This is a genomic window from Pulveribacter sp. (assembly GCF_032079985.1).
Classification (GTDB): domain Bacteria; phylum Pseudomonadota; class Gammaproteobacteria; order Burkholderiales; family Burkholderiaceae_C; genus Melaminivora.
This window is the reverse complement of record NZ_DAMATK010000002.1, coordinates 839,504-852,942: the sequence shown is the minus strand read 5'-3', so window position 1 is coordinate 852,942 and position 13,439 is coordinate 839,504. Positions and strand designations below refer to the sequence as shown.

The 13,439-nt window shown below is 69.0% G+C and carries 13 protein-coding genes; 7 read left to right on the top strand and 6 right to left on the bottom strand.

Annotation, left to right across the window (positions count from 1 at the left end; genetic code table 11):
* Positions 1 to 30: 30 nt before the first annotated feature.
* From RT282_RS10240 to RT282_RS10230, 3 genes are read right to left on the bottom strand one after another with little or no spacing between them, the layout of a single operon-like run.
* Positions 31 to 1,335 (bottom strand): TRAP transporter large permease subunit, encoded by a 1,305-nt coding sequence (locus RT282_RS10240; RefSeq protein ID WP_313313652.1) that lies wholly within the window; start codon positions 1,333 to 1,335, stop codon positions 31 to 33.
* Positions 1,336 to 1,385: 50 nt separating this feature from the next.
* On the bottom strand, positions 1,386 to 1,895 hold the full coding sequence (locus RT282_RS10235) for a TRAP transporter small permease (protein ID WP_312305422.1): 510 nt from the start codon (positions 1,893 to 1,895) through the stop codon (positions 1,386 to 1,388).
* 18 nt (positions 1,896 to 1,913) lie between these two features.
* Positions 1,914 to 2,894 (bottom strand): TRAP transporter substrate-binding protein, encoded by a 981-nt coding sequence (locus tag RT282_RS10230; protein WP_313313650.1) that lies wholly within the window; start codon positions 2,892 to 2,894, stop codon positions 1,914 to 1,916.
* Positions 2,895 to 3,088: 194 nt separating this feature from the next.
* Here RT282_RS10230 and RT282_RS10225 point away from each other — a divergent pair, with 194 nt between their 5' ends.
* The 3 genes from RT282_RS10225 (at position 3,089) to rimO (ending at position 5,784) form a co-directional block, all read left to right on the top strand.
* Complete coding sequence (locus tag RT282_RS10225; protein WP_312305427.1) at positions 3,089 to 3,652, top strand: winged helix DNA-binding protein; 564 nt, start codon at positions 3,089 to 3,091, stop codon at positions 3,650 to 3,652.
* A 101-nt stretch (positions 3,653 to 3,753) separates the two neighbouring features.
* Entirely contained in the window at positions 3,754 to 4,314 is a 561-nt protein-coding gene (phaR, locus tag RT282_RS10220) for a polyhydroxyalkanoate synthesis repressor PhaR (RefSeq protein ID WP_313313647.1), read from the top strand.
* A 63-nt stretch (positions 4,315 to 4,377) separates the two neighbouring features.
* A complete protein-coding gene (gene rimO, locus RT282_RS10215) occupies positions 4,378 to 5,784 on the top strand; it encodes a 30S ribosomal protein S12 methylthiotransferase RimO (RefSeq protein WP_313313645.1) in 1,407 nt (468 codons plus the stop codon).
* A gap of 120 nt (positions 5,785 to 5,904) precedes the next feature.
* On the opposite strand, the gene efp is transcribed toward rimO, so the two are convergent.
* The 3 genes from efp to RT282_RS10200 form a co-directional block, all read right to left on the bottom strand.
* The gene (gene efp, locus RT282_RS10210) at positions 5,905 to 6,459 is read right to left on the bottom strand and encodes an elongation factor P (protein WP_312305432.1); all 555 of its coding nucleotides are present in this window, start codon (positions 6,457 to 6,459) and stop codon (positions 5,905 to 5,907) included.
* 172 nt (positions 6,460 to 6,631) lie between these two features.
* On the bottom strand, positions 6,632 to 7,732 hold the full coding sequence (earP, locus tag RT282_RS10205) for an elongation factor P maturation arginine rhamnosyltransferase EarP (RefSeq protein ID WP_313313640.1): 1,101 nt from the start codon (positions 7,730 to 7,732) through the stop codon (positions 6,632 to 6,634).
* Positions 7,729 to 8,631 (bottom strand): LysR family transcriptional regulator, encoded by a 903-nt coding sequence (locus tag RT282_RS10200; RefSeq protein ID WP_313313638.1) that lies wholly within the window; start codon positions 8,629 to 8,631, stop codon positions 7,729 to 7,731. Before RT282_RS10200 ends, earP begins: the two co-directional genes overlap by 4 nt.
* Positions 8,632 to 8,762: 131 nt before the next feature.
* Between RT282_RS10200 and RT282_RS10195 the strand changes: the two genes are divergently transcribed.
* The 4 genes from RT282_RS10195 (at position 8,763) to RT282_RS10180 (ending at position 13,435) form a co-directional block, all read left to right on the top strand.
* On the top strand, positions 8,763 to 9,977 hold the full coding sequence (locus RT282_RS10195; RefSeq protein WP_313313636.1) for a CoA transferase: 1,215 nt from the start codon (positions 8,763 to 8,765) through the stop codon (positions 9,975 to 9,977).
* Positions 9,974 to 10,963 carry a hydroxymethylglutaryl-CoA lyase gene (locus tag RT282_RS10190; protein WP_313313633.1) on the top strand — a complete coding sequence of 330 codons (990 nt, stop codon included), beginning with the start codon at positions 9,974 to 9,976 and terminating at the stop codon, positions 10,961 to 10,963. Before RT282_RS10195 ends, RT282_RS10190 begins: the two co-directional genes overlap by 4 nt.
* A gap of 58 nt (positions 10,964 to 11,021) precedes the next feature.
* Positions 11,022 to 11,999 carry a tripartite tricarboxylate transporter substrate binding protein gene (locus RT282_RS10185; protein ID WP_312305443.1) on the top strand — a complete coding sequence of 326 codons (978 nt, stop codon included), beginning with the start codon at positions 11,022 to 11,024 and terminating at the stop codon, positions 11,997 to 11,999.
* Between the two features lie 158 nt (positions 12,000 to 12,157).
* Positions 12,158 to 13,435 carry a putative DNA modification/repair radical SAM protein gene (locus RT282_RS10180; protein ID WP_313313630.1) on the top strand — a complete coding sequence of 426 codons (1,278 nt, stop codon included), beginning with the start codon at positions 12,158 to 12,160 and terminating at the stop codon, positions 13,433 to 13,435.
* Positions 13,436 to 13,439: the final 4 nt, after the last annotated feature.

Genomic DNA, 13,439 nt, shown 5'->3' with positions numbered 1-13,439 from the left:
TAGGAAGAGGAGGGTGGCGGGCGTGCCGGCTCAGCGCACGGTCATCTGCTGCGGCAGCCAGGTGGCGATGCCGGGGAAGAGGTAGATCAGCGTCACCGCCACGCACATCAACAGGAACATGGGCAGGGTCACCTTGGCGATCCAGGGCAGGTGGCGGCCCGTCATGCCCTGCAGCACGAACAGGTTGAAGCCCACGGGTGGCGTGATCTGCGCCATCTCCACCACCAGCACCACGAAGATGCCGAACCAGATCGGGTCGATGCCGGCGGCCTGCACGGTGGGCATGACCACACCCATGGTCAACACCACCATGGAGATGCCGTCCAGAAAGCACCCCAGCACGATGTAGAACACCGCCAGCGCCGCGATGAGCTGCGCACGCGTGAGGCCCAGCGAGGCGATCCACTCCGCCAGGTGCCGCGGCAGGCCGATGTAGCCCATGGACAGCGTCAGGAAGGCGGCGCCGGCCAGGATCAGGGCGATCATGCAGTACAGCCGCGTGGCGCCCATGAGCGATTCGCGAAAGCTTCCCCAGTTCAGCGAGCCCTGCACCGCCGACAGCACGAGCGAGCCGACCACGCCCACGGCGGCGGCCTCCGTGGCCGTGGCCAGTCCGGTGTAGATGGAACCCAGCACCGCGGCGATCAGCAGCACCACGGGGATCAGCGCGCGCGACTCGGAGAGCTTTTGCATGAACGACATGCGGTTCTCGGCCTGCGGTACCTGATCCGGATGGCGCAGCGCCCACAGCATGATGTAGCCGGAAAACAGCGCCGCCAGCAGCACGCCCGGCAGCACGCCGGCGATGAACAGCTGGCTGATGGACACCTCGGCCGTCACGCCGTAGACGATCATGATGATGGACGGCGGAATCAAGAGGCCCAGCGTGCTGGCCCCGGCCAGGGTGCCGACCACCATGTGGGCCGGGTAGCCGCGGCGGGTCAGCTCGGGCAGCGTCATCTTGCCGATGGTGGCGCAGGTGGCTGCGCTGGAGCCGGAGACGGCGGCGAAGATGGTGCAGCCCACCACGTTGGTGTGCAGCAGCCGCCCGGGCAAGGACTGCACCCAGGGTGCCAGGCCCCGGAACATGTCCTGCGACAGCCGGGTGCGAAACAGAATTTCGCCCATCCAGATGAACAGGGGCAGGGCGGTGAGCGTCCAGCTCGACGACGAACCCCAGATGGTCACCGCCATGGCGTCGCCCGCCGGGCGCGACGAGAACAACTGCATGCCGATCCAGGCCACGCCCGACAGGGTCAGGCCGATCCAGACGCCGCTGGCCAGGATCAGGAACAGCGATGCGATCAGCAGGCCGGTGATGGCGAGGTCGCTCATGCGGACGGTTCTTTCTGGTTGTCTTTGGGTCCTGCCGTGGGCAGGCCGCTTTATTCGTTGCGCAGCGCCTCGCCGGGCTGGGGCTGGACGCGGCGGCCCCGCATCTCCAGCACCAGCTCGTCCAGGCAGGCGATAGCCATCACGGCCGCGCCCAGCGCCATGCACAGCTGCGGCAGCCACAGCGGCGTGGCGTCGTTGCCGGTAGAGATGTCGTTGAACTCGTGCGACTGCCAGGCCAGGCGGATGCTGTACCAGGCGAACAGCAGCGCCAGCAGGGTGCCCAGCGCCAGCGCGAACAGCTCCAGCGCCCGGCGCCAGGGCCCGCGCAGGCTGCTGATCACCAGCGTGACGCGAATGTGCTCGCCGCGCTTGAGCGTGTGCGCCAGGGCGAGGAAACCCGCGCCGGCCATCAGGTAGCCGGCGTAGGCGTCGATGCCCGAGATGTGGAAGTTGAGCTGCCGCCCGGCGATGGACAGCAGCACTGCCCCCAGCAGCGCCACCATGCATACGGCGGCAAGAAAGGCGGTGCTGTCATACAGCTGATCAAGCAGGCGGCGCATCGTCGGGACGGCTGGCGCTTACTGCTTGCGGTAGGCGTCCACCAGCGCCTTGCCGTCGGGACCGGCCTTGTCCAGCCATTCCTTGAGCATGGTTTCGCCCACCTTGGCCATGTCGGCCTTCAGCTGGGCGCTGGGAGGCAGCACTTGCATGCCCTCGGCCTTGAGCTTGGCGAGGGTGTCGTCGTTCACGCGGCGGCTGGCGGTCCAGCCGCGCTTTTCGGCCTCGGCGGCGGCCTTGAGCACTGCGTCCTGGGTGGGTTTGTCCAGCGCGTCGAAGGCCTTCTTGTTCATGATGACGGCGTTCTTGGGCAGCCAGGCCTGGGTGTCGTAGTAGTACTTCAGGTGCTCGTAGAGCTTGCTGTCCACGCCGGTGGCGCCAGAGGTCATGGTCGACTCCACCACGCCTGTGGCCAGCGCCTGCGAGAACTCCGCCGCCTGCACCGTCACGGGCTGGGCGCCCACCAGTTCCGCGATGCGCGCGGTGGCCGGGCTGTAGGCGCGCCATTTGATGCCCTTCAAGTCGGCGGCCGTCTCGACCGGCTTCTTGGTGTAGATGCCCTGCGGCGGCCAGGCCACGGCGTACAGCAGCACCATGCCCTGGTCGGCGAGCTTTTTCTCCAGGTAGGGCTTTTGCGCCTGGTACAGCTTCATGGAGGCGTCGTAGCTGTCCGCCAGGAAGGGCAGGCCGTCCACGCCGAAGATCTGCCACTCGTTCTGGAAGTTGACCAGCAAAATCTCGCCCAGCTGCGCCTGTCCGCCCTGCACGGCGCGCTTGATCTCCGGTGCCTTGAACAGCGCGGCATTGGCATGCAGCGTGATCTTGAGCTTGCCGCCCGAGGCCTTGTCCACGTCGCTGATGAACTGCGCCATGTTCTCGGTGTGGAAGTTGGTCGCCGGGTAGGCGGCGGCCATGTCCCACTTGGTCTGCGCCAGCAGGGCGGGGGTGCTGAAGGCGCCGGCTAGCGCAACGGCCAGGGCTGCAAGATATCGTCGCTGCATCTCGTGTCTCCGTGAGGTGGGTGTCGTCCGTCAGCCCGGGGTCAGGGCCCGTTCAATGTAGCGGTGCACCGGTGCCCTGGCCCTAGGTGATTCACCTGAATGTCAACAAAATGCTGGCAAATCGTCACAAGGAGAGGAATGCCTGTGAGCTGCTGCCTTAGCATGCCGGCACGCAACTCCATGGGAGACGGACCATGAATGCAGCCGGCAAGAACGCCAAACCCGCCCGCCGGACCGCCCCGTCCGCCGGCGAGACGCGTGCGCCCATCGTCTCCTCCTCGCACCTGGTGTCCACCCACAGCGCGGAGATGAGCGAGTTCGAGTTCGGCCTGATCGTGGCCGGCAACGCCTTCCACCGCTGGGTGGTGCACTGCATGGCCGCCGCCGGGCTGCGCGACCTGACGCCGCTGGACGTGGTGGTGTTGCACCATGTCACGCACCGCGCCCGCGACAAGCGCCTGGCCGACATCTGCTTCATCATGAACGTGGAGGACACCCACGTGGTTAACTACTCGCTCAAGAAGCTGCAGGCTTTGGGCGTGGTGGTCGCCAGCAAGAACGGCAAGGAGGTCACCTATGCCCCCACCGAGGCCGGCCGCGCCCACGTGGAGCGCTACCGCGCCATCCGCGAGGCCTGCCTGATCGACGCGCTGCATGCGCACGACGACCTGAACCGCGACATCGGCGAGCTGGCGCGCCTGCTGCGCATGCTCTCGGGCATGTACGACCAGGCGGCGCGGGCAGCGGCTTCCATGTAGGGTATTCCTGCCGCCGCGGCGGGGGGCGCTGCCTAGAATCTGCTGCACTGCAATACGAAACCCCGGCGGCCCGCGCCGCCGGACTCAGCGAGGATTCCCCGGTGCCAGAAAAAACCCCCGACCCCAGCCAGGACCCGAGCGCTGGCGCCGCCGCACCGCGCGAGCGCATCATCAAGAAGTACCCCAACCGGCGCCTGTACGACACCAACACCTCCACCTACATCACGCTGGCCGAGGTCAAGCAGCTGGTCATCGACGGCGAGCCCGTGATGGTGCGCGACGCCAAGACCGGCGACGACCTCACGCGCAGCATCCTGCTGCAGATCATCCTGGAGGAAGAAGCCGGCGGCGCGCCCATGTTCAGCGAGGCGGCGCTGGCCAACATCATCCGCTTCTACGGGCACGCCATGCAGGGCTTCATGGGGGCCTACCTGGAGAAGAACGTGCAGATGTTCAGCGAGGCCCAGGCCCGCCTGGCCGAGCAGGCGCAGGGGATGTCGCCGGACAAGTGGGCCCAGTTCATGCAGCTGAACTCGCCGCTCATGAAAAATTGGATGGGCAGCTACGCAGAGCAGTCGCAAAACGCCTTCGCCCAGATGAACGAGCACATGCAGCGCCAGACCGAGCAGATGCTGGAGGCGTTCGGCCTGAAAAAGCGCTGAGAAAAGCCCGGGCAGAAGCCGCACGGCAGCGCCGCCCGGGCGCAACCTGGGAAAATGCGGGCGATGAGCGAAGCACACGCCCCTACCCACCCCACTGCCGAGCAGGCGCCCAAGATCGCCTTCGCCAGCCTGGGCTGCCCGAAAAACCTTACCGACTCCGAACTCATCCTCACCCAGCTGTCGGCCGAGGGCTACCGCACCTCCAAGTCCTTCGAGGGCGCGGACCTGGTCATCGTCAACACCTGCGGCTTCATCGACGATGCCGTCAAGGAAAGCCTGGACACCATCGGCGAGGCCCTGGCCGGCAACGGCCGCGTCATCGTCACCGGCTGCCTGGGCGCCAAGGCGGGCAAGGAGGGCGGCACGCTGATCCAGGACGTGCACCCCAGCGTGCTGGCCGTAACCGGCCCGCACGCCGCGCAGGAGGTGATGGACGTGGTGCACCGCCATCTGCCCAAGCCGCACGACCCGTTCATCGACCTCGTGCCCGGCGCCTTCGGCGAGGCCGGCATCAAGCTCACGCCGCGCCACTACGCCTATCTCAAGATCAGCGAGGGCTGCAACCACCGCTGCACCTTCTGCATCATCCCGTCCATGCGCGGCGACCTGGTCTCGCGGCCCATCGGTGACGTGCTCAAGGAGGCGCGCGCGTTGTTCGAGGGTGGTGTCAAGGAGCTGCTGGTGGTCAGCCAGGACACGTCCGCGTACGGCGTGGACGTGAAGTACCGCACGGGTTTCTGGGACGGCAAGCCGGTGCGCACGCGCCTGTACGAGCTGGTGCAGGCCCTGGGCGAGCTGGCTAAGCCCCACGGCGCCTGGGTGCGGCTGCACTACGTCTACCCCTACCCCAGCGTGGACGAGCTGATTCCGCTGATGAACGAGGGCCTGGTGCTGCCCTACCTGGACGTGCCGCTGCAGCACAGCCACCCCGACGTGCTCAAGCGCATGAAGCGCCCGGCCAGCGGCGAGAAGAACCTGGAGCGCATCCAGCGCTGGCGCGAGGCCTGCCCGCAGCTGGTCATCCGCAGCACCTTCATCGCCGGCTTTCCGGGCGAGACGGAAGAAGAATTCCAGCACCTGCTGGATTTCGTGCGCGAGGCGCGGATCGACCGCGCCGGCTGCTTTGCCTACAGCGACGTGCAGGGCGCCGTGGCCAACCAGCTGCCCGGCATGCTGCCCGTGCAGCTGCGCGAGGAGCGCCGCGCGCGCTTCATGGCGGTGGCCGAGGAGGTCTCCACCGCCCGCCTGCAGCAGCGCGTGGGCAGCACCATGCAGGTGCTGGCCGACAAGGCCGTCGGCCTGGGCAAGAAGGGCGGCGTAGCCCGCACCTATGCCGACGCACCCGAGATCGACGGCGTGGTGCACCTGCTGCCGCCCGAGAAGGCCAGCAAGACCTACAAGGCCGGCGAGTTCGTTCGCGCCCGCATCGTCGGCACGCAGGGCCACGACCTGGTGGGCCTGCCGGTCTGACTGGCGCGCTTCTGTTTTGATAGCTGCCAGCGCTTGCCAGTCAAGCGCTGGAGGGCAAAAAGACCATGAAAAAAGGCTTCCCGAGGGAAGCCTTTTTGCTGCTGAGAGGCCGAAGCCCGATCAGACGCGCTTGCGGTACTCGCCGGTGCGGGTGTCGATTTCGATCTTGTCGCCCTGGTCCACGAACAGCGGCACGGGCACTTCGAAGCCGGTGGCGATCTTGGCAGGCTTGAGCACCTTGCCCGAGGTGTCGCCCTTGACGGCCGGCTCGGTCCAGGTGATCTCGCGCTCGACGCTGGTGGGCAGCTCGACCGAGATGGCCTTGCCGTCGTAGAACACCACTTCGGCGGTCATGCCATCTTCCAGGTAGCTGATGGCGTCGCCCATGTTGCTGGCTTCCACCTCGTACTGGTTGTATTCGGAGTCCATCCAGACGTACATCGGGTCGGCGAAGTAGGAGTAGGTGCACTCCTTCTTGTCCAGCACGACGTTGTCGATCTTGTCGTCGGCCTTGAAGACGATTTCCGTGCCCATGTTGTTGAGCAGGCCCTTGAGCTTCATGCGCACGGTGGCGGCGCCGCGGCCGCCGCGGGCGTATTCGGTCTTCAGGACGATCATGGGGTCCTTGCCCTGCATGATCACGTTGCCGGCGCGGATTTCTTGAGCGATTTTCATGGCTGGTTGCCTGGGTAGTGAAGGGTGGGCCGCTGCACCGTCGGGCAGGGCGGGCTGGCAGCGCGGGCTGCCTTTTCCACCCCGGCGCCAGGTGCGTGCGCGGCGGGGGCGCCGGCGGGGCGTCGCTACCCAGGGGCAGCTGCCGATCGTTAGTGGCGCAAAGCCTGCGATTCTAACTTTTCTGCTGAACAAAACCCAGCAGTTGTGTCAACAAATCCGGCTGCTGCATAAGGCGATTGTGCGCCGCCAGGGTGCATTCGCGCCAGTCCTGCAGCGTGGCGGGCTGCAAGGCGGGCAGGGCGGCGGGCGCTGCCAGGCCGTTCCAGGCCAGGTGCGCCTGGCGCAGCGAGGCGGGGGCCTGCAGCCAGTCCAAAAAAGCGTGCAGCTTGGCGTGGTGGGCGTCGTCGTGCTGGGGATAGATGTGCCATACGAAGGGCTGGCCGGCCCACAGGGCGCGCACCAGCGAGTCCTCCCCGCGCACGAAGTTCAGGTCGCAGGCCCACAGCATCTCGTCGAAGGCGGATTGCGGGCGGGGCGGCAGGTATGAAACTGATAGCTGCCCGCGCTTGTCTAGCAAGGGTTTGAGGCCGATTTCATGCAAATCGGCGCCCAGCACGGCGTGCAGCGCCGCGGCGGCCCGGCCGGGCGTGGCCAGCAGGTGGGCGCCGGCCAGGCCCTCCAGCTGCCGCACCAGCTGCGCGAGGGCCGGTGGTTCATAGCAAAACAGCGAGACGGCCAGCGCATCCGGCGCGATGCCGTGGCGCGCGCGCCAGGCGCCGCGGTCGAAGGCGCCCTGGCGCGCGGCCAGATCCGCCTCGCGCAGCAGGCCGCCGGTGCGCGGCGTGAAGCCGGGGTAGAAGAACCAGCGCGTCAGCCCCGCGCCGGGGCCGGTGCCCAGAGGCGACGGCAGCTGGTGGCAGCGCTCCACATAGCCCTCGGCCGACAGGTACTCCAGGTTGATCCACACGGGTTTTCGGGCCCTGGCCCTTGTGGCATCTGCGATGGCAGCTATGAATGCGGGAGCAATCTCGCAGCCGAAGGCCTCCACCACCACGTCGCCCGGGCCGCCCTGCGGTGCCTGCGCGGGCCAGGGCAGCACCTGCACGCCGGGCGCGCCCTGCGGTGCCATCCACGCCAGGGCGCTGGTGTCGTCCGTCCACAGGCGCACGGTGTGCCCGCGCGCGCCCAGCTGCGCGGCCAGGCGCCAGCACACGCCGATATCGCCGAAGTTGTCGATGACCTGGCAGAAGAGGTCCCAGCGCAGCCCGCTCATGCACCGTCCTCGGAGGCGGGGGCACGCAGGTGTTCGACGAACAGCCGCGCCACGCTGGACAGCGATTCGTCCGCGCGCACGCACAGCGACAGGCGCCGCCGCGCCCAAGGCTCGGCCAGGGTGACGGTGCGGATGGCCAGCGTGCCGCGCAGCAGCTGCGCGCTGCCGCGCGGCAGCACGGCCACGCCCAGCCCGGCGGACACCATCAGGCACAGCGCGTCGTAGCTGGTGACCTGCATGCGCAGCTTCAAAGGCGCCTCCAGCTCGGCCGCGGCGCGCGTCAGCTGGTGGTTGATGGCGCTGCCCGGGTGCATGCCGACGAAGTCCCAGGGCAGGGCCTCGGCCAGGCGCACGCTGCGCCGTCGCGCCAGGGCATGGCCGGCGGGCACGATCAGCACCAGCTCGTCCTCGCGCCAGGGCAGCAGCTCCACGCGTTCGCCGTAGCTGCCGTGGTGCAGGATGCCCACGTCGGCCGCGTTCTCCGCCACGGAGCGCGCCACGGCGGTGCTGATCTGCTCCTGCAGCTGCACCTGCACCTGCGGGTGCGCGGCCATGAAGCGCTGCAGCTCGCCCGGCAGGAACTGCGTGATGGCCGAGATGTTGGCCACCACGCGCAGGTGCCCGCGCACGCCGGCGCGAAAGTCGCGCATCTGCGCACCGATGCCATCCAGGTCGTTGAGCACGCCCCGCGCCAGGTGCAGCAGGGCATAGGCAGCGGCGGTGGGCTCGGTGCCGCGGTTGCTGCGCGCGAACAGCTCCACGCGCAGCACGCTCTCCAGCTCGGCCAGGCGGCGGCTGGCGGCCGAGGGGGCGATGTGCTCACGCGCGGCGGCGCGGGCGATGGCGTTTTCCTCCATCACCGCGACGAACAGGCGCAGCGAGAGCGGGTCGAGTTTCATGGGCGGCGATGTTAGAGCCTGTTCAATGCCTTACGCCCTGCCATGCCGCTTTGCGATGGCAGCGTCGCGCTTGAGCGTTTTGCACGCGCGGTGCGGCCACGCATCATGCGCGCGGCTATCGCAGGAGACATATGACGAGCAAGCAAGACACCGCCGCCCCCGCCGCCCTGGCCGGGGTGCGCGTGATCGAGATGGGGCAGCTCATCGCCGGACCGTTCTGCGGCAAGACGCTGGGCGAGTTCGGCGCCGACGTGGTGAAGATCGAGGCCACCGGCACGGGCGACCCGCTGCGCAACTGGCGCCTGCTCAAGAACGGCACCTCGGTGTGGTGGCAGGTGCAGTCGCGCAACAAGAAATCGGTGGCGCTGGACCTGCGCCAGGCCGAGGCGCAGGACATCGTGCGCAAGCTGGTGGCCGAGGCCGACGTGCTGATCGAGAACTTCCGCCCCGGCACGCTGGAGGGCTGGGGCCTGTCGCCCGAGGCGCTGCATGCCCTCAACCCGGGCCTGGTCATCCTGCGCATTTCGGGCTACGGCCAGACCGGGCCGTACCGCGACCTGCCGGGCTTCGGCGTGATTGGCGAGGCCATGGGCGGGCTGCGCCATCTCACGGCCGAGCCCGGGCGCGTGCCGGTGCGCGTGGGCGTGTCCATCGGCGACACGCTGGCAGCGCTGCACGGCGCCATCGGCGTGATGATGGCGCTGTACCACCGCAAGGTGAACGGCGGCGCCGGCCAGGTGATCGACGTGGCGCTGCACGAAGCGGTGTTCAACTGCATGGAGAGCCTGATCCCCGAGTACAGCGCCTTCGGCGCCGTGCGCGAGGCCGCGGGCAGCGCGCTGCCGGGCATCGCGCCCAGCAACGCCTACCCCTGCCAGGACGGCTGGGTGCTGGTGGCCGGCAACGGCGACAGCATCTTCAAGCGCCTGATGGCCGCCATTGGCCGCGCAGACCTGGGCGACGACCCGCAGCTGGCCGACAACGCCGGCCGCGTGGCCCGCGTGGCCGAGATCGACGCCGCCATCGGCGCCTGGACGCGGCAGCGCACCGTGGCCGACGTGATGCAGCTGCTGGGCCAGGCGCGCGTGCCGGCCGGCAAGGTCTACACCGCCCGCGACATCGCCGAGGACCCGCACTACCGCGCCCGCGACATGCTGCTGACGCAGCGCACGCGCGACGGCGACGAACTGCTGGTGCCGGGCATCGTGCCCAAGCTGTCGGCCACGCCGGGCCGCGTGCGCAGCAGCGCGCCCAACCTGGGCGATGACACCGACGCGGTGCTGGCCGAGGCCGGCCTGACGGCCGAGCAGATCGCGCTGCTGCGCGCCAAGGGAGTGATCCAGTGAAGACCAACAACGTATGGAACGGCGCCGGCCGGCGCATCGAGATCTGCGACGTGGGCCTGCGCGACGGGCTGCAGATGGAGGCGCAGTTCGTGCCCACCGAGGACAAGATCGCCCTGGTGGACGCCCTGTCGGCTGCGGGGGTGCGCAAGATCGAGGTGACCTCGTTCACCTCGCCCACGGCCATTCCCGCGCTGCGCGACGCCGAGATCGTGATGCGCGAGATCGCGCGCCGCCCCGGCGTGACCTACACCGCCCTGGTGCCCAACGTGCGCGGGGCCGAGCGCGCCATCGAGTCCGGCACCGACGAGCTGAACCTGGTCATGTCGGTGAGCGAGACGCACAACCTGGCCAACCTGCGCATGACGCGGGCGCAGTCCTTCACGGCGCTGTCGCAGGTGATCGCTGTGGCGCGAGGCGCGGGCGTGCCGGTGAATGTGTCGCTGTCGTGCGTCTTCGGCTGCCCCATGGAGGGCGACGTGCCGCAGGAGGAAGCCCTTGCCTGGGTGCAGCGCTTCGCCGACATGGGGGTGGCCGGCATCACGCTGTGCGACACCACCGGCATGGCCTACCCGACGCAGGTGGCGCAGATCGTGGCAGCGGCGCTGGCGCGCTGGCCGCAGCGGGCTTTCACGCTGCACTTTCACAACACGCGCGGCTTGGGCCTGGCCAACGTGCTAGCGGCCATCGACGCGGGCGCCACGCGCTTCGACGCATCGCTGGGTGGCCTGGGTGGCTGTCCGTACGCGCCGGGCGCGTCGGGCAACGTCTGCACCGAGGAGGTGGTGCACGCGCTGCAGCTCATGGGCTATGACACCGGCATCGATCTGCCGGCGCTGCTGGACACGGCGCGGCGTCTGCCGGCGCTGATCGGGCACGAGGTGCCCGGCCAGATCACCAAGGCCGGCCAGCGGCTGGACCTGCACCCGCCGCCGGCCGAGCTGCCGGCCATCCGCGAGCGGGCACTGGCACGCGCCGCGGCTGCCTGAATTGCTTATTCCCTTTTTTCATTCACATCACCACTATCCATAAGAGGAGACATCCACCATGCACATGACTCGCCAACGCTTTCTGCTCGCCAGCCTGGGTGCCGCTGCCCTGGCCTGTGCCGGCGGCGCCGCCGCCCAGGCCTATCCGGCCAAGCCCGTAACCTTCGTCGTGCCCACGGCGGCCGGCGGCACCACCGACCTGTCGGCGCGCATGGTCGCGCAGGCGCTGTCGCCCGTGCTGGGCCAGTCGGTGGTGGTGGACAACAAGGGCGGCGGCAACGGCGCCATCGCCGCTGCCATCGTCAAGCGCGCCGAGGCCGACGGCTACACGCTGCTGATGCAGTACTCGGGCTACCACGTCATCTCGCCCCACCTGATGAAGACGCCGCAGTGGGATCTGAAGGACTTCCGTCCCGTCGCCAACGTGATCTCGGCGCCGCAGATCATCGTGGTGCGCGGCGACCTGCCGGTGAAGACGCTGCCCGAGCTGATCGCCTACGCCAAGGCCAACCCGGGCAAGCTGAACTACGCCTCGTCGGGCAACGGTTCGCTGCAGCACGTCACAGGCGCCATGCTGGAACAACAGGGCGGCGTGAAGATGGTGCACGTGCCCTACAAGGGCACCGGCCCGGCGCTGCAGGACCTGCTGGGTGGGCAGGTGGACCTGACGTTTGGCACCGCGCCGCCGTTCATGCCGCACATCCAGGCCGGCAAGCTGCGCGTGCTGGCCGTCACCGGCAAGGAGCGCCTGCCCAGCCTGCCGGACGCGCCCACCACCGCAGAGGCCGGCTATCCGGGCGTGAACGCCACCTCGTGGTTCGCGCTATTCGCGCCCGCCGCCGTGCCCCAGCCGGTGGTCGACCGCCTGGCCGCCGACCTGAAGAAGGTGGTGGAAGACCCGGCCTTCCGCAAGAAGGCGCAGGAGCAGGGCGCCAGCGCCGACTACCAGGGCCCGCAGCAGCTGGCCGAGCGCGTGAAGGCGGACTACGCCAATTGGGCGGGCGTCATCAAGAGCTCGAAGATCGAAGCTGAGTAAGTAAGGTGGCGTTTCCGGGTTGATCCCGGACCAAGAGCCAAATAGGCTGCCAGCGCTTGTCCGACAAGCGCTGGCAGCTCTTTTTTTGATAGTGAGTGGCCCGCGCCCCAGGCCTAGGTGGCGTGGCAGGCGGGCTGGATTTCCTGTAAATTCGTACAGTGAATTTGCAATCCAAGCTCGCCATCCTGGCCGACGCGGCCAAGTACGACGCCTCCTGCGCCTCCAGCGGGGCGGCGCCGCGCGACTCCGTCGGCGGGCGCGGCATGGGCTCCACCGAGGGCATGGGCATCTGCCACAGCTATGCGCCGGACGGGCGCTGCATCTCGCTGCTGAAGGTGCTGCTGACCAACTACTGCCAGTACGACTGCCTGTACTGCGTCAACCGCGTCAGCAGCAACGTGCCGCGCGCCCGCTTCGCGGTGCACGAGGTGGTGCGGCTGACGCTGGATTTTTACCGGCGCAACTGCATCGAGGGGCTGTTCCTGTCCAGCGGCATCATCCGAAGCCCCGACTACACCATGGAGCAGGTGGTGGAGGTGGCGCGCGTGCTGCGCGAGCAGCACGACTTTCGCGGCTACATCCACCTCAAGACCATCCCCGACGCCGCGCCCGAGCTGCTGGAGCGCGCCGGGCGCTTCGCCGACCGCCTGAGCATCAACATCGAGCTGCCGACGCCCGCAGGCCTGGCGGCACTGGCGCCGCAAAAGGACGGCGCGGCCATCGGGCGCTCGATGGCGCGCATGGCCGTGCACATCGAGGACGCGCGCCAGGCGCGGCGCGAGCAGGCGAGGGCGCCCGCCGTGTCGCTGGGCGCGGCGCGGCCTGCGCGGCGCGCGAGGCCGCCGGCCTTCGCCCCGGGCGGGCAGAGCACGCAGATGATCGTCGGCGCGGATGCCACCGACGACCGCACCATCTTGGACACCAGCGCCCGTCTGTACGGCTTGCACCGTCTGCGGCGCGTGTACTACTCGGCCTTCAGTCCCATTCCGGATGCGTCGCGCGGCCTGCCTTTGGCGGCGCCGCCGCTGCTGCGCGAGCACCGGCTGTACCAGGCCGACTGGCTGATGCGCTACTACGGCTTCGCACCCGGCGAGATCGTCTCGCCCACGCAGGGCGGCATGCTGGCGCTGGACATGGACCCCAAGCTGGCCTGGGCGCTGGCGCATCGCGAGCGCTTTCCGGTCGACGTGAACACCGCCCCGCGCGAGCTGCTGCTGCGCGTGCCCGGCCTGGGCGTGGGCTCGGTGGACCGTTTGCTGGCCGCGCGCCGCGTGCGCCGTCTGCGCCACGCCGACCTGGCGCGGCTGCACGTGCCGCTCAAGAAGGTGCTGGCCTTCGTCGAGGCCGCCGACCACCGCCCCGGCCGAGCGCTGGAGGCCGCCGACCTGGCCGCCCGTCTGGCCCCGCCGCCCGTGCAGCGCGGCCTGTTTGACTAGCGCC